Genomic DNA, 17,731 nt, shown 5'->3' with positions numbered 1-17,731 from the left:
GCTTCCAATCTAGTGGGCTGCGGGGTCGGGTCGTGACGGGGGGTGGGCGCCGGGACCCGGACGACGGCGGTGCGCCCTTCGTGGGGGACGGCGCCGCGGGCGAGGGCCGGGACGCCGGCGGCGACGACGCGCCTCGGGTCAGTCGATCCGCGCGATCTCCTGACCCCGGACGACGCCGGTGCCGGGCTCGATCCCGCCGCGCACCAGGGTTCCGGCGCGGTGGGCGGAGACGGTGGTCTCCATCTTCATGGCCTCGAGGACCACGACGGGGTCGCCCGCGGCGAGCTCGGCGCCGTCCTCGGCGACCCATTTGACGAGGTTGCCGTTCATGGGCGCGGTGAGGACCTCGCCGTTGGAGGAGGCGTCGGCGGCGCCGCCCCCGCCGCCGGGAGCCCCGGCCGCGGATCCGCCGCCTCCGAGCAGCGCCTGGTAGAGCTGGGCGGGCAGGCCCAGGCGGACGGCCTTGCCGTCGATCTCCACGGTCAGCTCGCTGCGCTCGGCGCCGGGGGCGGAGGCCGCGAGGTAGGGGGAGGCGGCGAGGTCGTCGGCGAACGCGGTTTCGATCCAGGTGGTGTAGACCCCGAGCGCGTCCGGATTGGTGAAGGCGTCCTGGGCGAGGACGGCCTGGTGGAACGGGACCACGGTGGGCAGGCCGCGGATCACGAGCTCGTCGAGGGCGGCGCGGGAGCGGCGGATGGCCTGCTGGCGATCCTCGCCCCAGACGATGAGCTTGGCGAGCAGCGAGTCGTATTCGCCGGGGACGGTGGAGCCTGAGCGCACGCCGGTGTCCACGCGGATTCCGGCGCCGGTGGGGGCCTCGAACGCCTCGACGGTCCCGGGAGAGGGCAGGAAGCCCAGGGCGGGGTCCTCGGCGTTGAGCCGGAACTCGATCGCGTGGCCGCGCGGGGCCGGGTCCTCGGTGATCGAGAGGGGCTCGCCCGCGGCGATGCGGAACTGCTCGCGGACCAGATCCACTCCGGTCGTGGCCTCGGAGACCGGGTGCTCCACCTGCAGGCGCGTGTTGACCTCGAGGAAGCTGATCAGCCCGTCGGGGGCCACGAGGTACTCGACCGTGCCGGCGCCGGTGTAGCCGGCCTCGCGGCAGATGGCCTTCGCGGAGGCGTGGATCCGCTCGCGCTGCTCGTCGGAGAGGAACGGCGCGGGGGCCTCCTCGACGAGCTTCTGGTTGCGGCGCTGCAGCGAGCAGTCGCGCGTGCCCACGACCACGACGTTGCCGTGCGTGTCGGCGAGGACCTGCGCCTCGACGTGCCGCGGCTTGTCGAGGAAGCGCTCGACGAAGCATTCGCCGCGGCCGAACGCCACGGTGGCCTCGCGCACGGCGGACTCGAAGGAGTCCTCGATGTCCTCGAGCCGCCGGGCGACCTTGAGGCCCCGCCCGCCGCCGCCGAACGCGGCCTTGATGGCCACGGGCAGCCCGTGCTCCTCGGCGAAGGCACGGACCTCGGCGGCGGATTCGGCGGGGCCGTCGGTGCCGGGGACCAGGGGCGCGCCGGCGCGGACGGCGATGTCGCGGGCGGTGACCTTGTTGCCGAGGGCGCGGATCGCGTCGGGGGTGGGGCCGATCCACGTCAGCCCGGCGTCGAGGACGGCCTGGGCGAAGTCGGCGTTCTCGGACAGGAAGCCGTAGCCGGGGTGCACGGCGTCGGCGCCGGAGCGGGCTGCGGCGTCGAGCAGCTTGGCGATGTCGAGGTAGGACTCGGAGGAGGCGGTGCCGCCGAGCGCGTAGGCCTCGTCGGCGAGGCGGACGTGCAGGGCGTCGGCGTCGGGATCCGAGTAGACGGCGACGGAGCCGAGCCCGGCGTCGGCGCAGGCGCGCACCACGCGCACGGCGATCTCGCCGCGGTTGGCGATCAGGACCTTCTTCATGGCTGGTTTCCTCCGGTGGTGGCGTGCTGGGTGGTGGCGCCGGCGGGGGCCGGCTGGGTGCCGGGGTCTCCGGCGTTGCGTGCGGTGGGTCCGTCGGCGTCGGCGGGCCGGAGCGTGTCCGGATCGACGAGCCGGAAGCGGACGTGGGCGCCGGGCGGCAGCTGCGCGGCGAGCGGCAGGTCCTCGGGGACCACGACGCCGACCACGGGGTAGCCGCCGGTCACGGGGTGGTCGGCGAGGAACAGGACGGGCAGCCCCGACGGCGGGACCTGCAGCGCGCCGGGGACGGCTCCCTCGCTCGCGAGTTCGCCGTCGCGGGAGCGGCTGAGCGGGCGGCCGTCGGAGGGGGCCTCGAAGCGGACGCCGATGCGGTTGGACTGGCTCGTCGCCGTCCATTCCTGGCCGGTGAGCGCCTCGATCCCGGCGGCGTCGAACCAGTCGTCGCGCGGGCCGGGGACGAACCGCAGCTCGGTGGTCTTCCCCTGGGCGGGCAGGGGTGCCGGGGCGTCCTCGGCGATTCCGACGGCGGAGCCCGCCGCCGCGCGGCCCACGGCCAGGGCGGTGCCGGGGGCCAGGGGGGACGGTCCGACGCCGGACATCGCGTCCGAGGAGCGGCTGCCCAGGACCGGGTCGAGGGCGAGCCCGCCGCGGACCGCGAGGTAGCTGCGCAGACCGGCGCTCGGGGCGTCGAGGCTCAGGGTCTCGCCGTCGTAGAGCGCGAACGGGGTCCGCAGCGGGGCGGGCCGGTCGGCCGGCGCGCGGGTCCCGGCGTCCGGCGAGGTGGTGCCGGACGCGGCCTCGAGCGCGGTCTCGGCGGAGCCGTCGACGCCGGTCGCCGCGTCGGCCGTGGCGTCACCCGCGGCCCCGGAGTCCTTGGCGGGGCGGGCCGTGATGAGGGCGTCGACGTCGGCCCCGGCGAGGGCCAGGACGTGGTGGCCGCGCGCCGTGACGCGCAGGCCGCCGAAGACGGACTCGATGACGGCCTCGCCGGCGGCGTTGCCGACGAGCCGGTTGGCCAGGCGGGCGGCGGAGGCGTCGGCGGCGCCGGACGCGGAGACGCCGAGATCGCCCAGGCCGGGCCGGCCGAGGTCCTGGACGAGCGACTGCAGCCCCGGGTCGTCCACGACGAGCGCGCGGGGTGTGGACGTGGCCACCGCCGGGTCGCCGCTGCCGGGCGCGGAGGCCTCCGCGCCGTGGGTGTCGGTGGCTGCGCGTTGGGTGTCGGCGGCCGTGGCGGCGACGCCCTCGGCGCCCGGGTTCGCGCCCGCGGTGGCGGGTTCCGTGCCGGAGGCAGGCTCCGGCGTCGTACCCGGGATCCCGATCAGTTCGCGGACCGGGCGGTAGCGCACCGTGTCCCCGGGGCGGATGAGGGCGGGCTGCTCGCGCCCGAGGTCCCACAGGGGCGCGTCGGTGCGGCCGATGAGTTGCCAGCCGCCGGGCGAGCGGCGCGGGTAGACGGCGGAGAAGCGGCCCGCGAGGGCGACCGATCCGGCGGGGACGGCGGTGCGCGGGGTGGAGCGGCGCGGGACCTGCAGGGGGTCGTTCTCGGCGACGAGGTACGCGAAGCCCGGGGCGAAGCCGCCGAACGCGGCCGTCCACGCGGTGGAGGTGTGGGCGTTGACGACGCCGTCGGGCCCGAGCCCGGTGATCTCGCCGACGGCGGCGAGGTCCTCGCCGTCGTACACGACGTCGATCTCGACCGTGCGCCCGGCCTCGGACGCGGCGGCGTCGAGCTCCAGGGCGGCGACGGCGCGGGCGCCAGCCACGGCGGTCTCACGGGTCTCGAAGGCGACCATGACGGTCTCGGCCGCGGCGAGGACCTCCTTCTGGCCCGGCAGCGGGCGGGCGCTGAGCGCGGCGTGCAGGGCGACGACGTCCTCGAGGGAGGCGCACTCGGCCAGGAACGCGCGGGTGCCCGCCCACCGCAGGGTGCGGGCGCTCATGCGAAGGACCGGATCTCGACGCCGGCGTCCTCCAGGCCCGCGCGGACCGCGGCGGCCATCGCGACGGCGCCGGCGGTGTCGCCGTGGACACAGATGCTCTCGGCCTCGACGCGGATCGTGGAGCCGTCGGCGGCCTCGAGCGTGCCGTCGGTGGCGAGGCGGACCATGCGGGAGGTGACGAGCTCCGGGTCGTGGAGGACGGAGCCGGCCTCGCGGCGCGAGACGAGGGTGCCCGCGGGGGTGTAGGCGCGGTCGGCGAAGGCCTCGGCGACGGCGCGCAGCCCGGCGGCCTCGGCCTGGGCGAGGGCGACGGAGCCGGGCAGGAGCAGCAGCGGCAGCTCGGCGCCGAAGGCCTTGACGGCGTCGACGACGGCCCGGGCGTGGACCTCGTGGGTCACGATGGTGTTGTAGAGGGCGCCGTGGGGCTTGACGTACTTGATCGACGTGCCGGCCGCGCGGGCCAGGGCCTCGAGCGCGCCGAGCTGGTAGAGGACGTCGTCGGCGAGCTCGGTGGGGGAGCAGTCCAGGAAGCGGCGGCCGAAGCCGGCGAGGTCGCGGTAGCCGACGTGCGCGCCGACCGTGATGCCTGCGGCGGCGGCGTCGCGGCAGGTCTGGGCGATCCCGGACGGGTCCCCGGCGTGGAAGCCGCAGGCCACGTTGGCGCTGGAGACGGAGCGGAAGATCGCCGCGTCGTCGCCCATGGTCCAGCTGCCGAAGGACTCGCCGACGTCGCTGTTCAGATCGATGGTTGCCAAAGTGACCTCCGTCTCATGTGGTGTTCATCAAGGATGCACCATAAACGCGGATTGTTCAACAATCTCTTCGGCGGCGTTCCGGAGGCTCCGATCTGCGGCGAGCGAAAGGCCCTGGATCCAGTCGTCCGGCTGGGGTTCCAAGGCCTTCTTCCCGGTCCGTCGTCACGGTGGGCACCTTCAACGTTAGCGCCGAACCGGGAGGGTCGCCATCATGCGAGCCGCCCGAGGAGCAGCCCCGCCGCGGCGGCGGCCGTGCAGGCCAGGAGCGTACCGAGGGCGTTGGCCGCGGCGGCGAGGTGGCGCCGCTCGGAGAACAGGCGGGCGGCGTCCGCGCTGACCGTGCTGAAGGTCGTGTAGCCGCCCAGGAGGCCGACGCCGAGGACGGTCAGCCAGGGGCCGGCCGCGAGGAGTCCGGTGAGGAGGCCGAGGAGGAACGAGCCGGAGACGTTGACCGCGGCGATCGGCCACGGGAATCCCGCGGGCAGGCGCGGGGCGAGCCAGCGGTCCGCGAGGTAGCGGGCCGTGGCGCCGGCGCCCCCGGCGAGCGCGGTCGCGGCGAAGAGCAGCGGGCTCATGCGCGCCCCCCGCGGCTCAGGGCGTGTGCGGTGGCGGCGCCGAGGACGGCCGCCGCGACGCCGGCCGCCGCCGATCCGAGGCCGTAGAGCACGGCCGTGGCGGCCTGGCCGGCGTCGAGGAGCAACGTGGTGTCGGTCGCGAGGGCGCTATAGGTCGTGTAGCCGCCGAGAAGGCCCGTCCCGGCGCAGAGCCGCGCCCGCTTCCGCCGGCCCTCGTCCGGGCCGCGCGCCGCGAGGGCGGCCAGGAGCAGCCCGAGCGCGAAGGCGCCCGAGACGTTGATGACGAGGATGCCGAGCGGGAGGCCCGCGGCGTCGGGGACCAGGTGTGCGACGCCGATGCGCAGCCCCGTGCCGATCGTTCCGCCGGCGAAGACGAGGGCCGCGAGGACGAGCCCGGATTCGCGGGGCGTGCCGGCGGTGCCGGGGTGTGGGGTGCGGGGCGGGGGCTCGTGGGTCATGCCGGTTCCTATCTCTGGGCGCAACGGATCGCGGGAGATAGGGACTGTTGTCGATGGATCATCGAGGTTGGGTCCGGCGAGCCCCACCGCCGGGCACGAAGGCTGAGGCGATTCTCGCACAGCGGCGCCGCACCCCGCCAGCCTCAACGGCTTCGCCGGCCTGGACCCTTTCACCAGTGTGGGCCGGCAACACACCCCCCGTCCTGGCGGAGCGGACGCGCCGGACTCACTGCAACGCCGGACCCGCCGCGACCGACGAACCTGACGGATTCGCCGGACTGGCCGGACCCGCCGGACCGGCCGGACTCACTTCACGCCGGACTCACCGGACCCGCCGGACTTGCCGCGCCCACTTCACGTCCTCTCGGCGAGGCCGCGGACTGCTGTCGACTTCACGGGGTCTACCCCGTGATCTCGAATCCGGTTGGCTGTCTCGCCCAGTAGACGTGAAGTGGGCAGTGGTTGGGCCGGGATCCGCGGAGTGTCCGGGCCGGTGGCGGGTTGGAAGTCGCCGGCGGTCGCGGACGGACCGGGTCGGCCGAGGTTCGGCCGGGAGGCGTGGACGGGCCGGGGCAGTGGCGGGGTGAAAGGCGCCGACTGTCGCGGAGGGCCGGGCCGGTGGCGGGTCAGAACTCCCAGTCGCTCCCGGTGTCGCCGAAGAGGCCACCGCCGTTGAGCAGCCCGTCGAAGAGGCCGCCCGCCTGCTCACCGAGACCGCCGATCTGATCGCCGGCCGCGCTGACCTGTTCCCCGAGGCCGTCGGCAGCGCCGCCGAGGCCGTCGCCCAGCCCGGAGATCCCCTCGCCGAGCCCGCCGATCTGCTCGCCGATGCCGTCGCCGAAACCGTCCACGGCGCCGGCCAGCCCGTCGCCGATCCCGGAGAAGCCCTCCAGGAGCGGCCCGGCGACCGCCGTGCCGATGAACGCCCCGGCCACGCCGGCCAGGAGCCCGGCGCCGAGCCCGCCCGCGGCCCCGGCGGCCAGGCCTCCGGCCATCCCGCCCGCGCGGGCGCCGTTCGCCGGAGCGGATCCAGCCTGCACGGACGGCCCGGTCGGTGACGCTCCGAAGCCCGCGCCGCCCTGCCCGCCCAGGAGCCGCTCCATGAAGCCGGGGCGGGACACCTCGGCGCGCGTCGCGGAGCGGGCCAGGTCGAACGGAGCGTCCGTGCGCGGCTGCTCGGCCGCAGGCAGCTCGGCGGCCAGCTCCTGCCGCAGGAGTTCGCGCTGCTGCGGCGTCAGTCGTTCGAACGCCTCCTGGTGGGCGCGCTCCATGTCCTGCGGTGGCGCGGTGCGCAGCATGTAGCGGTAGCGTTCGATCGCCGCCCGGTCCTCGGCTCCCGCTCCAGACCCTGCCCCGGCCGAGGTCCCGGGCGCGCCCGCGGCGTAGAGGCCGTCCCCGTGGCGCGGGGCCGCATAGCCGCCGCCGGGCACGGGGGCGGGACGTCCGGCGTCGTACTGTCCGTACCCCGGGGTGCCGTGGCCGCCCTGTCGCGGCGCGTTCCGGGACTGCCCGGACTGCTCGCGCAGGTAGTCGGCGGCCATCTCGCGGCCCTTGCGGACCAGCTTGTCGAACATGCCCATGGGCGTTACTCCTTCGCTGCGGCGGTGCTTCCGTAGCTTCAACTCGCCGCCGCCGCGCCGGGTTCCCGTTCCAAGGGTTTTCCCAGCCGAACCGTCAGGCCCCGTCGATGGGAGCGAGGCGGGGCCGGAGTGCGTCGGCGAGGTCGTAGGCGCCGACGGCCCCTCGGGCGACGTCGACGACGAGGTCGAAGAACTCGTCTTCCGCCAACGTATGGCGGGTTCCATTGACATGGAGGAACACCAGGGCGAGCGTGACCGCGGTCCGCTTGTTTCCATCCAGAAGCGAGTGGTTTCGGGCGACGGACTCCAACAATACGGCGGCCTTCATCGCCACATCCGGGTACGCCTCCGCGCCCGCGACGACGGCGGCCGGCCGGGCCACGGCCGAGGCGAGCAGCCCCGCGTCGCGGACGTGGAACCCGAATCGTTCGGCGAGGTGGAGGGCGTCGTCCAAGGAGAGCTAGGCGGTCACGCGTCCTCGAGGCGCTTGAGCAGTCCGGCGTTGTCCGCCACCACGCGGTTGAAGGCGGCGTCGATCGCAGAACGGCGCCTCGCCTGTTCCACGACGAGACGCGCGCCCTCCAGGAGCAGCGCGCTCTTGCTGGTGTGCGCAGAGGCTGCGAGCGAATCGAGTTCCGCGTCGAGCTCGGCGGGGATCCGCAAGTTGATGGCCATGCTCCACGGTACCGCCGCGGTACCGGCCCGTCACGGGGCCGGCCGCGGACATTCCCATAGGGCCCGCACCGGGTGGCACACTGGTGCCGTGGATCCCCAGATCGTCGTCACCGTCATCGCCGGACTGCTGCTGGCCGTCGCCGCGCTCGGCACCGTGTATCCGATCCTGCCGGGCAGCTGGCTCGCGATCGCGACCCTGCTCGCGTGGGCGTGGATCCTCGGCAGCCCGGCGGCGTGGACCATGGCCGCGCTCGGGATGCTCGTCGCCGCCGTCGGCTGGTCCGCGTCCGCGGTGCTGACGGGGCGGAACCTGAAGCAACAGCGGATCCCCAAGGGCTCGGTGCTCGTGGCGCTCGTGTGCGCGGTGGTGGGGATGTTCGCGATCCCGGTGGTCGGGCTGTTCGTGGGCTTCGGCGCGGGGCTGCTGGCGTCCGAGTTCGCCCGCCGGCGCGACTTCGGCGCCGCCCTGCGCGCCTCCGGGTCCGCGCTCAAGGCCACGGGGATCGGGATCCTCATCGAGTTCGGCTGCGCCGCCCTGGCCGCGTCGCTGTGGATGATCGGCGTCGTCTGGCACTTCGCCACGCGCTAGGGGCGAGGGGACGACGCCGGGGCCGCGTCCGCCGTCGTCCTCCCTCCGTGCGCGGGGGTGCCGTGGGCTACGTGGCCGGGTCCGCGCCCTCCTGGAGCAGGCCCGTGGTGCGGTAGGGGATGACCTCGCGCAGGAACATCGAGGTGGAGGTGCGGGTGATGCCGGGGCAGAGGCGGATGACCTCGCTGACGCGGTAGAGGTCGTCCGGGTCGGAGGCGACGACGCGGATCAACAGGTCCGTGTCCCCGGCCGGGGCGACGCATTCGAGGACCTCGGGGATGTCCGCGAGCGCGGCGATGGCCTCGTCGAGCCGGGACTGGTCCAGCTCGGCGCTCACGGCGGCGCTCACGCCGCGGCCGAGGGAGGCGGGGGAGACGCGCGTGCTGTTGGGGCGCAGGGCGCCGGAGGCGGCGAGCTTCTCGAGGCGGGACTGCACGGTGCCGCGGGCCAGGCCCAGGCGCTGGGCGAGCATCATCGTGGGGACGCGCGGGTCCTGGTCCAGGGCCAGCAGGATGCGCTTGTCGGTCGCGTCGAGCTGGAAGGTCTCGGGGATCATCGTCGGTTCCTTCGAGGGGGAGGTGGCGGGGCGGTCAAAACGAGCAATCCGGACCGTCTTCCACGGACCAGATTAGTCAGATTGACCAGCGCGCACCAAGGTTGTTGCGCGGTATGACCGGCGCGGGGTTCACTCGGATCAGTTGCCGCCCACGGTCACAAGCCGACGGGCGGCAAGTTGACGGATCCGACGCCCCATCCCGGCGGCGGATCCGGGACGGCCCAGAAGGCCGGCAGCCGATGTTCACGCGACTCCGGGTCCGTGCCTGATGCGTTCGGGCGCGGGCCCGGCTGCGTTGGCGGCGGGTATCCACAACCGGGCGGGGCCGGCTGGAAGTGGGGGCTGCGCCGCGCTAGGTTCGGGGGTATGAGATTCATGCGTCTGGAGGACGTCGCCGAGGAGCTGAACGTGAACCTCCCGCAGGTGCGTTCCCTGGTGCGCAGCGGCGACCTCCCGGCCATCCAGATCGGCGGCCGCGGCGTGTGGCGCGTGGAGCGCGAGCAGTTCGAGGCGTACATCCAGCGCCAGTACGAGGCGAGCCGGGCGGCGGCGGACCGTCACAAGGACGTCGACGCGAACAGCGAGTAGCGGGGCCGTTTTTGTGGCAGGCGCCGGCAGGCGCTAACCTTGCATAGTCGATATCCTGTGGGATGACGGCGCGGGGCCTTAGCTCAGTTGGTAGAGCGTTTCGTTCGCAATGAAAAGGTCAGGGGTTCGATTCCCCTAGGCTCCACGTAAGTTGAGAAAATCGAAACCTGCCCCGCCTGATGGCGGGGCAGGTTCGTTTCCGCGGTCACCTGGGTCGGGACGTCGCTGCTGACGTGGGTAAGGACGCTTGCTGCGGGTTCGGCCGGCACGTGGGTGACGTTCTCGTCTTCGTCGATGATGAGGCGGTCGAACAGCGCGCGGTTGAGCATCCGGCGTTCAGCAGGTTCGCACCGGTTGTAGAGGTCGTCGAGGTCGGTGAGCAGCGCAACGATCTCGTCGAGACCCTCTCGGGCGCTGGCGTAGGTGGTGGATATGGTGTCGAGCCGTGCAGTGATCTTGTCGAGGCTGACACGGATGCGTTCCTGCTCGCTCTTGAGCAGGTCGAGTGGGATTGCGTCGGCATAGTGGGCCTGGACGAGTTTGAGCCGTTCAGCTTCGAGCTTCTCCTTCTGCGCTTCGAGGAGTTTGCGTTCGTCCTCGCTGGAGGCTTCGAGCTGATCGAACACCTGGTGGAGCACCTCTCGCACCCGATCAGCTTCGGCCGGGGTCAGACTGTTTGTGCCGTAGGTCGCTTCGATGTGCTCCTCGATCCGTCCAGCGAGGATCGCGGAGCGGGTGCAGGTGGTGCGCTTGCGGCGCCGGCCGGAGCAGGTGAAGTACTCATACCGATCCCCAGCCTTGTCGCGGGGTCGTTCGATCATGAGCTTGGCGCCGCAGGAGCAGTACAGCGAGCCCTTGAGGTAGTGGTCGTACTTCTGGGGGCGTTGCCCACGAGCGTTCTTCGCATCGAGCTGGGTCTGGACGCGCAGCCAGGTCTCGGAGTCGACCAGCGGCGTGTGGGCGCCATCGTAGGTAATGCCGCGGAAGGTGACGGTGCCCTGGTAGTAAGGGTTGATAAGGACCTTGTGCAGTGCCGTGGTCGCGATGGGTCGGGTGGGCTGCGACGGCGTGGGCCGGGTGGTCAGACCTCGGGCGTTCAGCTCGCGGGCCAGTGAGGACAGGGACCAGTCGCCGGTGGCGTAGGCGGTGAACGCGAACCGGATCAGATCGGCCCGGTCAGGGTCGACCTCGATGTCGCGGATCTCGCGGCCCTTGGCGTCGGTGGTGCGCACGTTCAGGTATCCGAGGGGCGCTTTGGTGGGAGTGCCGCCGATGGTGGCCTTCTGCGTCATGCCTTTGATGACTTCTTGGGCGAGGTTGAGGGAGTAGAACTCGGCCATCGAGGCGAGGATGCCGTGCATGAGCATTCCCGAGGGAGTCTCGTCGATGTTCTCGGTCACTGACACGAGTGTGGTGTTCGCACCGCGCAGGGTGGCGTGGATGGTCGCGTCGTCGAGGCGGTTGCGGGCGATTCGATCGACCTTGTTAATGATGCAGTATCGGACCGGATTCGCGGTGATGTAGTCGAGCATTTCCTGCAACGCGCGCCGGCGCGCGGACTTCGCGGACTCGCCAGGCTCGATGAACTCCTTGACGATGACCGCACCGAGTTGTTCGGCTTTGCGCTGCGCGGCTTCACGCTGCGCCGGGATCGACAGGCCCTCTTCTTGCCCGTAGCGGGTGGCTTGGTCCTTGGTGGAGACCCGCAGATAGGAGATCGCCGGCACGAGCCCGTCCGTCGCGCCGTGGTCGGTGGTCTGCTTCGTCGCGCGGCTGGTGCCAGCGGCAAGCATACGGAGAGCTTGAAGGTCCATCCCGTCGGGGAGGCCGAGCGGTGTCATGGTGTGACCGCCTTTCTGAAGCCCACCCCCGCAGGGTTGGCCGTCTAGGGGCGCCGGATGGCGGTCACGTGAGAGTGCGGAAAGAACACCCCAGATGAGGGGCTTAAGAGTCGGGTGCCAGCGACGCCGAATCGTCGTAGTGCAAGATCGATTCTACCGGCAAGTGGTGAGCAGGTCGCGGAGATAGTCGCCGGTGCGACCGGTGTGGCTGTCGTCGGTGTGGCGCAGCGCGATGCGGATCAGGACTTCGGCGACCTTCTCCGCGTCGATCTCTTCTCGCCGTTGGTAGCGCACGCGGACCGGCCGGGTCGCTGCCGGCCGGTGCGTCTTCCGCTGATACTTCCGAACCACAGCCACTCACCGACCTTGCTCGTGGTACTCGTCGTCGGGGTGGTGGAGTTCGCCGGTGGCCTCATCGAGGGTGGCGTAGAACGCGTCCTCGGCTTCCTGACGTTCACGCACTTGGTCTTGGACGAACTGCACGAACTCGGCGTCTCGGTCGGTAATCATCCTGTCTTCAACTGCGGGGGCCGGGTCTTCGCCGGGCCAGGTGGTCTGCCGCGTTGGTCGATCACGGTCCAGTCGGGTGCCGGAGGCGGCGACCCAGTCCCGCAGTCGCTGGCGGACGTCGGCGAAGTCGCGGTGCCAACCGATGGGCGCGGAGCCGTTCTGGTCGGGGTCGTAGGCGCACAACCAGTGCAGGTGCAAGGCGGAGAGTTCCCAGACGAGTTCGGGGTGGTGGTGCCAGAACGGCGGGACCACCGATGCGGGCAGACCGTAAGTGTGGCGGAGCCAGTCGACCCACCGGTTCAGCTCCAGCCACTCCTGTTCCAGGTCGTGGGCCGACAGCAGGTTCCAGTTGACCGGGTGCGGAGGCCCTGCCGATACATCGCTGCCGCCTATTGGATCGTCGTTGAACTCATCTAGGTCGTCGAGGTCGATCTCGTCGGGATCGACCTCGTCACCATTGCCCGGGGTGTGTTCGCTCATCGTGTCGCCTCCCGTCAGTGTCCGAGCACCGGCGCGTCGGCGGCTTGCCGGCCGCGTTCGGGTGGGTCGAAGGCGCGGTCTTGCTCTCGAACCGGGGCTGTGTGGTCTGCGGCGTCGCGGTCGAGGGCGCGTCGGGGTGTGCGGTCCACGTCGTAGCGGGTGCGGGCAGTGTCGTGGCCAATCTTCTTCGCCACGAATTCGTTGCCCTCGATCTGCTGTCCGTCGCGCTCGTAGGAGTAGTCGTGGCTGTAGCCCTCGGCGACGAACTGGTCGCCCTTGGTGAAACGCTCGTGCGCGCGCTCTGCTGTCGCCCGATAGAGGACGAGGTTGCCGAACGACGGGTCGAGCTTGGTGAACTCCCCGCTCTCCTCACGGCGGTAGTTCTCCTGCCCGAACCTCGCGTAGAAGCGTGCTTCCCCGCGTTCGGTGTAGGTCAGCTGCGGGTCGGTGGCGATGAAACCCGAGAGGGATTCCTGCGTGCGGATAGCCATCGGACTGATCCCCTTCTAGACACACAACCCCAGGCCGGGGTTGTTGATGTCAGGCAGGTGCACGCCCGCATCCACGGCCAGGGTTACTCGTCGCCAGCGGGTCGGTGCAGCAGTGCCTCCAGCTCGCGACGCTCCTTTTTCAGCCGGTCGGCGTCAGGCCGCTGGGGCCAGGGATGAAGGTCGGTGATGATCGGCGGCGCGGCGCGCAGGAGCGTGACGCCGGTGCCGAACGGGAGAGTTCTGATCCGGTCGGGCGGCAGGATCGCGACGCGGCGCACCGAGCGTTGGTTGGAGCGGGTGCCGTGGTCTCCGAGGGTCACGCTGTCGGTGTACTCGTCGCGTTCGCCGATCAAGGTGCTCAGGTCTTGGAGATCGCGGGAGTTGGAGGCGCCGCCGAGGATGATCTTGACGATGGAGGCGTCCCAGATCGCTCCGGCGGCGTTGTCGTTCCATTTGTCGCGTGCTTGGGCGAGGGACTGGAGGACGGGCAGGGTGGTGATGCCGGTGCCGCCGCCTTCGGCCATCAAGGTCGGCAGTGATGGCAAGGGGGCGAGGTTGCCGATCTCGTCCAGGGCGAGCAGCAGGGGTGGGTCGAGGCGTGCGCCGGGTGAGCGGGCAGCAATTCTGCGGGCGGTCTCGATGAGGTCTTCGACGAACGCGGCCACCAGGGCGGCGGATGCCCCGGCGCCGGCGCCGGTGGCCAGGAGATAGAGCGTGCCGCGATCGCGGATGAAGGTTTCGGGGTCGAAGCCCTCACCCGGCCCGGGCGAGACGGCGTCGAGCACGCGCGGGTCGGCCAGGGCGCCGAGGGCGAGGGCGACGCCCTGCCAGATCGAATCCCTGGTTTTGGGGTCGGCGTCGATCATCGCTCCAAGGGAGTCCGCCCACCCGGTCGCTGCCTGGGTGTTGTTGGTTAGGATCGCGACGGCTTCGGCGGCGGCGGAGGGGTCGAGGGTCCAGCGGAACAGCTCTGCTGGTGGCCGGTGGTCGAGCGCGGCGGCGTGCAGGAGCGCTTGAAGGGCCGTGCGGGTCTTGCCTTCCCAGAACCCGCCCGACTCGACCCCGCCAGCAGACAGCCCGGTTGCTGCGGACAGGCCGGTGGCGCGGATCATCGCAGTGAGCGGGTCCTTACAGCCGCGGATCGGTGACCAGCGCATCCCGGCGGGAATGCCTTCCGCGAGGTGCTGAGGGTCGAACACCGCCACCGGCCGGCCGCCACGTTGCCTTGCGCGGAGGGTGGCGGTGAGGTTGTCCGGCCGCGTCGAGGTGGTGACGACGGCGCCGGGTGCGTCGAGGATCGCCGGGATGACGATGTGTAGGCCCTTGCCGGAGCGGGGCGGGCCGATGAGCAGGATCGAGTCCTCCACGCTCGCCCACACGTCGCGTCCCTTTGACGCGCCGATCCGATAGCCGACATCCGACGGCGAGGGATCGGTCAGGGATGCACGGAGTGTCTCGGCTCGACGCAGCAGCGCCTTTGCTGAGGCGCTCTGGTTAACTTCATGGGCCGTGGCGGTGCCGGCGAGGCGGCGCGGGTCGGTCTCGACCTTGCGGGAATGGCGGCGCAGCCGCATCCAGACCCATGCCCCGGCCGTGACCAGGCCAGCGAGCATCGCCGCGGTGATGATCCAGTACACGGTCGGGTTGAGCCCGTCGGCGTCGAGCGCAGCCGCGGGGTCGCCGGGATTGAACAGCAGTCCGAGCCCGGCGGCGGGGCCGGCCTCGGGTTGGGGTGTGCCGGTGAGGAACGCGGCCACGGACCCGGAGGCGCGGAGGATGAGCGCGATCCCAAACATCCCCACCAGGGCCATGAGGGCGGCGTTGGTCAGCTCGTCGCCGAACGCCCCGGCTTGCCGCCCGGACGGGGCGCTCATGACAGCCGCCGCACGTGGACCGTGCCGGAGATGCGGCCGAACAGAATCACCTCGCCGCCGCCATCGGAAAGCAGCGACCGGAGACGACCTCGGTCCAGGAGCGTGCGGGCATGACCGGTGCTGGTCGCGTCGGTGTGGGAGACGATGACTGCGACGGCGACGTCCTCGCCGGGCACGAACCCCTCGCCGGTCACCTCGACCAGGTCCGGCCCCCGCTTGCTCCTGCTCTTGATCCGTGTTTCCCGTTCGTCCTCGGTCTTCACTTCGGTGTCGGGTGGTTCGGATCTATCGCGACGACGGGCGTGGATGACGTCGGTGAACACGGTGCCGTCGCTCTCGTGCACCTCGATGCGCACGGTGATGGTCCGGTCCCGGGTGAGTACATCGAGCAGGGGCCCGAAGGTGCTGCGCGTCCATGCTTCGCCTTCTGGTGGTGGGACGTCGATGCCGTCGAGGGTGACGCCCAAGGCGCCGGTCTCGGTGACGGTGATGACCGCGTGCGGCAGCACGACCGGCGTCTCCTCCGGTTTCGGCTCGGTGGCGTGGCGTGGGGGTTTGCGGATCATCACTTCACCCCGGAGGTGAGCCGCGAGCTGGTGTCGAACAGCTCCAGCTCGGCGGGATGGAGCTGGTGTTGCGTGACGAAGGCCCGGTCCTTGATCCGCCATAACCCCTGCCCGACACCCAGGCCCGGCAGCAGCTTCTGCTCGGTGCCGGTCAGGCCGAGCGCTTGGGCGGTGGGGCCGAGCTGGTCGGATTCTTGTCGGTAGACGATCCGGGTTTCGGCGTTGGCCAGGAGTGAGTTCGCCAGGGAGCGCATGGCGGAGCCGGCGTCGCCGACGTTGTCCAGGTCGGAGAGTTTGTGGAAGATCAGCATGTTCGCGATCCCGTAATGCCGGGCGAGGCGCCAGTGGGCGTCCATTCGCCTCAACAAGGCGGGGTGGGACATCAGCCGCCACGCTTCGTCGTAGATCACCCACCGCTGCCCGCCATTCGGGTCCAACAGTGCGGACTCCATCCACGCCGACGAGCACGTCATCAGCACCGAGATGAGTGTGGAGTTCTCGGTGACGCGGGAGAGGTCGAGGCTGATCATCGGCAGGCTTGGGTCGAACCGGACGGTGCTGGGACCGTCGAACAGGCCGGCGAGGTCACCGGCGACCAGTCGGCGCAGGGCATGGCCGACGAGCCGCCCGTCCTCAGCCAAACGCCCGTCCGCGGATTCGTCTGGGGTGAGGATGCGGTCGACGACCATCGGCAGGATCGGCACGGTGTTTTCTGCGACGACTGCGGTGAGGGCGAGGTCGATCGCGGTGTGCTCCAAGGGCGTCAACCCGCGCGCCAGAACGGTCTCGGCCAGAGCGCCGATGAGATCACGGCGGCGGGAGGCGACCGTGATGGCCCACTCCTGATCCGACAGTCCGGTGGGACGGTGGCCTTCATCAAGAGGGTTGAGCCGTGTGCTCAGCCCGTGGCCGAGGACGATCGCCTTCCCGCCGACTGCGTTGGCGACGGCGGTGTGCTCGCCCTTCGGATCGCCCGGGACGTAGACGCGTCGCCCGAACGGCAGCGACCGTGTGTAGAGCGATTTCGCCAGTGAGGACTTGCCCGAGCCGACGATGCCGGCGAGGACGACGTTGGGGGCGGTGATGATCCCGCGGGCGTAGAGCACCCAGGGGTCGTAGACGAAGGAGCCGCCGGAGTAGAGGTCCTGGCCGACAAAGACGCCGTCGGCACCGAGGCCGCCTTCGGCGACGAACGGGTATGCCCCAGCCAACGTCGCCGACGTGTCCTGATGGCGTGGGAGCCGGAACCTGCCCGGTGTGCGCAGCGCGGCAGCACCCGGCTCACCAGGGGCAGGCAGGTAGCTGATCGCGCGTCGTTCGATGCGTTCCGCGTCGGCCTTCGCGCGCGCCGCAGCCTGCTCGGCGCGATGCTGCTCGGCCCGCAGTGCTGCGGCAGCCTGTCGGCGTTGATTGCGCAGTCGGCGACGATCAGCGGCCGGAGCCACCAAGACCGACGCGTGCAGCCGCTCGCTTTCCCGCGCGCTCACAGCGACAACCCCCGCCCAGCCGACCCAGAGGACCGGGCCGGACCGGCGAACCAATCCCGTTCCGCGACCGCCGATGCCTGCTGCATCCGCGCCGACGTCGGCGTCCCCGCGGACGGCGGCGTGCGTGAGTCGAGTGGCCCGACGCCGCTGACGGCCTCACGCGCGAGCACCACGTCGGTCTCATCCAGGGCCGGGCCGGACATGGCGGCAGGGTGCGAACGCAGCAGGCTGACGTGTCCCATGAACGGGTTGTAGGTGAGGGTGTAGTCCCCGTCCGTGACCACCCGGTCCAGCTGACCGCTGGGAGGTTCGTCGTAGACGTACCCGTTCTCCAGGGCCGCGTCGGTGGTCTCGTCCCCGTAGTCCCAGTTCCTCAGGTGCTCGATGGCCGCGTCGGGGCCGTCCCGATCGATGAGGTCGAGCACTTCGTCGGCCTCGGAACCTTGGAAGAAGACGACGCTGAGCCACCGCCGCGGTGCTTCCGTGGACACTGCCTCCCGGTCGAGTCTTTGGGCTGGGGCGTTCCAGGCGATGCGTCCGGAGTGGGTCATCGCGGCATTGACGCGCTCTTCGACGCCATCGAGGAGTGTTCCGGCGTGGTGCAGGTCGTCTGCCGCGGCAAGGGCTTCAGAGGCCCCGATCGCGTGATCACCGTCGTCATCGTGAGCACGACCGCGATGAACGAGATGCGCGGAGCCGAGCTGGTCGAGCACCTGGCGCAGCGACCGGACACCGGAGAGGAGGTCACCGAGCACGCTGTAGGTGTCGGTGGGGTTGTCGAAGACGCGGCTGGCGTGCGCGAGCCCGCGCAGCGCCTCGGATGCTTCGTCAGCATCCTGGAGTGGGTCGTGGTACGTGGGCATGAGCGGCCTCCTG

General features: G+C 71.4%; 18 protein-coding genes, 1 tRNA gene and 1 pseudogene. 3 read left to right on the top strand and 17 right to left on the bottom strand.

Annotated elements, in window-relative coordinates:
• Positions 1-138: 138 nt before the first annotated feature.
• From AC0QR5_RS11245 to AC0QR5_RS11210, 8 genes are all read right to left on the bottom strand, one after another.
• Positions 139-1,887, bottom strand: coding sequence for an acetyl/propionyl/methylcrotonyl-CoA carboxylase subunit alpha (locus AC0QR5_RS11245; RefSeq protein ID WP_329861074.1), 1,749 nt, complete (start codon positions 1,885-1,887; stop codon positions 139-141).
• Complete coding sequence (locus AC0QR5_RS11240) at positions 1,884-3,830, bottom strand: 5-oxoprolinase subunit B/C family protein (RefSeq protein WP_329861072.1); 1,947 nt, start codon at positions 3,828-3,830, stop codon at positions 1,884-1,886. The genes AC0QR5_RS11245 and AC0QR5_RS11240 overlap by 4 nt, the downstream gene beginning before the upstream one ends.
• Complete coding sequence (locus tag AC0QR5_RS11235; RefSeq protein ID WP_329861071.1) at positions 3,827-4,585, bottom strand: LamB/YcsF family protein; 759 nt, start codon at positions 4,583-4,585, stop codon at positions 3,827-3,829. Before AC0QR5_RS11235 ends, AC0QR5_RS11240 begins: the two co-directional genes overlap by 4 nt.
• A gap of 209 nt (positions 4,586-4,794) precedes the next feature.
• Positions 4,795-5,160, bottom strand: coding sequence for a fluoride efflux transporter FluC (locus AC0QR5_RS11230; protein WP_329861070.1), 366 nt, complete (start codon positions 5,158-5,160; stop codon positions 4,795-4,797).
• Positions 5,157-5,618, bottom strand: a complete 462-nt coding sequence (locus tag AC0QR5_RS11225) for a fluoride efflux transporter FluC (RefSeq protein ID WP_329861069.1) — start codon at positions 5,616-5,618, stop codon at positions 5,157-5,159. The genes AC0QR5_RS11230 and AC0QR5_RS11225 overlap by 4 nt, the downstream gene beginning before the upstream one ends.
• Before the next feature lie 626 nt (positions 5,619-6,244).
• Positions 6,245-7,198 carry a hypothetical protein gene (locus AC0QR5_RS11220; RefSeq protein WP_329861068.1) on the bottom strand — a complete coding sequence of 318 codons (954 nt, stop codon included), beginning with the start codon at positions 7,196-7,198 and terminating at the stop codon, positions 6,245-6,247.
• A 94-nt stretch (positions 7,199-7,292) separates the two neighbouring features.
• Positions 7,293-7,652: a type II toxin-antitoxin system death-on-curing family toxin gene (locus AC0QR5_RS11215; RefSeq protein ID WP_329861066.1), complete on the bottom strand. Its 360-nt coding sequence runs from the start codon at positions 7,650-7,652 to the stop codon at positions 7,293-7,295.
• A gap of 14 nt (positions 7,653-7,666) precedes the next feature.
• Entirely contained in the window at positions 7,667-7,873 is a 207-nt protein-coding gene (locus AC0QR5_RS11210) for a ribbon-helix-helix protein, CopG family (RefSeq protein ID WP_329861065.1), read from the bottom strand.
• 88 nt (positions 7,874-7,961) lie between these two features.
• Between AC0QR5_RS11210 and AC0QR5_RS11205 the strand changes: the two genes are divergently transcribed.
• On the top strand, positions 7,962-8,462 hold the full coding sequence (locus AC0QR5_RS11205; RefSeq protein WP_329861063.1) for a DUF456 domain-containing protein: 501 nt from the start codon (positions 7,962-7,964) through the stop codon (positions 8,460-8,462).
• A 67-nt stretch (positions 8,463-8,529) separates the two neighbouring features.
• Here AC0QR5_RS11205 and AC0QR5_RS11200 read toward each other — a convergent pair whose 3' ends face one another.
• Entirely contained in the window at positions 8,530-9,018 is a 489-nt protein-coding gene (locus AC0QR5_RS11200; RefSeq protein ID WP_329861061.1) for an Lrp/AsnC family transcriptional regulator, read from the bottom strand.
• Between the two features lie 375 nt (positions 9,019-9,393).
• On the opposite strand from AC0QR5_RS11200, the gene AC0QR5_RS11195 reads away from it, so the two are divergent.
• A complete protein-coding gene (locus AC0QR5_RS11195; RefSeq protein ID WP_329861173.1) occupies positions 9,394-9,606 on the top strand; it encodes a helix-turn-helix domain-containing protein in 213 nt (70 codons plus the stop codon).
• Between the two features lie 72 nt (positions 9,607-9,678).
• Positions 9,679-9,751: transfer RNA gene (locus tag AC0QR5_RS11190), tRNA-Ala, on the top strand.
• A gap of 604 nt (positions 9,752-10,355) precedes the next feature.
• Here the strand turns inward: AC0QR5_RS11190 and AC0QR5_RS11185 are convergent.
• The 8 genes and pseudogenes from AC0QR5_RS11185 to AC0QR5_RS11150 all read right to left on the bottom strand — a co-directional run.
• Positions 10,356-11,399 (bottom strand): annotated as a pseudogene (locus AC0QR5_RS11185) (recombinase family protein); the annotation flags it as partial.
• Between the two features lie 201 nt (positions 11,400-11,600).
• Positions 11,601-11,804 (bottom strand): hypothetical protein, encoded by a 204-nt coding sequence (locus AC0QR5_RS11180; protein WP_475372470.1) that lies wholly within the window; start codon positions 11,802-11,804, stop codon positions 11,601-11,603.
• Entirely contained in the window at positions 11,805-12,437 is a 633-nt protein-coding gene (locus AC0QR5_RS11175; RefSeq protein ID WP_329861056.1) for a hypothetical protein, read from the bottom strand.
• A 14-nt stretch (positions 12,438-12,451) separates the two neighbouring features.
• Complete coding sequence (locus AC0QR5_RS11170) at positions 12,452-12,928, bottom strand: single-stranded DNA-binding protein (protein WP_329861055.1); 477 nt, start codon at positions 12,926-12,928, stop codon at positions 12,452-12,454.
• Between the two features lie 83 nt (positions 12,929-13,011).
• Positions 13,012-14,802, bottom strand: a complete 1,791-nt coding sequence (locus tag AC0QR5_RS11165) for a TraM recognition domain-containing protein (RefSeq protein WP_329861054.1) — start codon at positions 14,800-14,802, stop codon at positions 13,012-13,014.
• On the bottom strand, positions 14,799-15,368 hold the full coding sequence (locus AC0QR5_RS11160; RefSeq protein ID WP_329861053.1) for a hypothetical protein: 570 nt from the start codon (positions 15,366-15,368) through the stop codon (positions 14,799-14,801). The genes AC0QR5_RS11165 and AC0QR5_RS11160 overlap by 4 nt, the downstream gene beginning before the upstream one ends.
• Positions 15,368-16,855 carry an ATP-binding protein gene (locus AC0QR5_RS11155; protein ID WP_329861052.1) on the bottom strand — a complete coding sequence of 496 codons (1,488 nt, stop codon included), beginning with the start codon at positions 16,853-16,855 and terminating at the stop codon, positions 15,368-15,370. The genes AC0QR5_RS11160 and AC0QR5_RS11155 overlap by 1 nt, the downstream gene beginning before the upstream one ends.
• Positions 16,852-17,718, bottom strand: a complete 867-nt coding sequence (locus tag AC0QR5_RS11150; protein ID WP_329861051.1) for a hypothetical protein — start codon at positions 17,716-17,718, stop codon at positions 16,852-16,854. The genes AC0QR5_RS11155 and AC0QR5_RS11150 overlap by 4 nt, the downstream gene beginning before the upstream one ends.
• Between the last annotated feature and the right edge of the window lie 13 nt (positions 17,719-17,731).

This window comes from Arthrobacter sp. J156, assembly GCF_056172865.1.
This window is presented reverse-complemented; position numbering and strand designations above follow the sequence as displayed.

What these genes read in the sequence shown, in the direction of transcription:
- AC0QR5_RS11165 (WP_329861054.1), bottom strand. Translation starts at nt 14,802, where the DNA reads ATGAGCGCCCCGTCCGGGCGGCAAGCCGGGGCGTTCGGCGACGAGCTG.
- AC0QR5_RS11240 (WP_329861072.1), bottom strand. Translation starts at nt 3,830, where the DNA reads ATGAGCGCCCGCACCCTGCGGTGGGCGGGCACCCGCGCGTTCCTGGCC.
- AC0QR5_RS11195 (WP_329861173.1), top strand. Translation starts at nt 9,394, where the DNA reads ATGCGTCTGGAGGACGTCGCCGAGGAGCTGAACGTGAACCTCCCGCAG.
- AC0QR5_RS11170 (WP_329861055.1), bottom strand. Translation starts at nt 12,928, where the DNA reads ATGGCTATCCGCACGCAGGAATCCCTCTCGGGTTTCATCGCCACCGAC.
- AC0QR5_RS11210 (WP_329861065.1), bottom strand. Translation starts at nt 7,873, where the DNA reads ATGGCCATCAACTTGCGGATCCCCGCCGAGCTCGACGCGGAACTCGAT.
- AC0QR5_RS11220 (WP_329861068.1), bottom strand. Translation starts at nt 7,198, where the DNA reads ATGGGCATGTTCGACAAGCTGGTCCGCAAGGGCCGCGAGATGGCCGCC.
- AC0QR5_RS11200 (WP_329861061.1), bottom strand. Translation starts at nt 9,018, where the DNA reads ATGATCCCCGAGACCTTCCAGCTCGACGCGACCGACAAGCGCATCCTG.
- AC0QR5_RS11225 (WP_329861069.1), bottom strand. Translation starts at nt 5,618, where the DNA reads ATGACCCACGAGCCCCCGCCCCGCACCCCACACCCCGGCACCGCCGGC.
- AC0QR5_RS11230 (WP_329861070.1), bottom strand. Translation starts at nt 5,160, where the DNA reads ATGAGCCCGCTGCTCTTCGCCGCGACCGCGCTCGCCGGGGGCGCCGGC.
- AC0QR5_RS11175 (WP_329861056.1), bottom strand. Translation starts at nt 12,437, where the DNA reads ATGAGCGAACACACCCCGGGCAATGGTGACGAGGTCGATCCCGACGAG.
- AC0QR5_RS11245 (WP_329861074.1), bottom strand. Translation starts at nt 1,887, where the DNA reads ATGAAGAAGGTCCTGATCGCCAACCGCGGCGAGATCGCCGTGCGCGTG.
- AC0QR5_RS11150 (WP_329861051.1), bottom strand. Translation starts at nt 17,718, where the DNA reads ATGCCCACGTACCACGACCCACTCCAGGATGCTGACGAAGCATCCGAG.
- AC0QR5_RS11160 (WP_329861053.1), bottom strand. Translation starts at nt 15,368, where the DNA reads ATGATCCGCAAACCCCCACGCCACGCCACCGAGCCGAAACCGGAGGAG.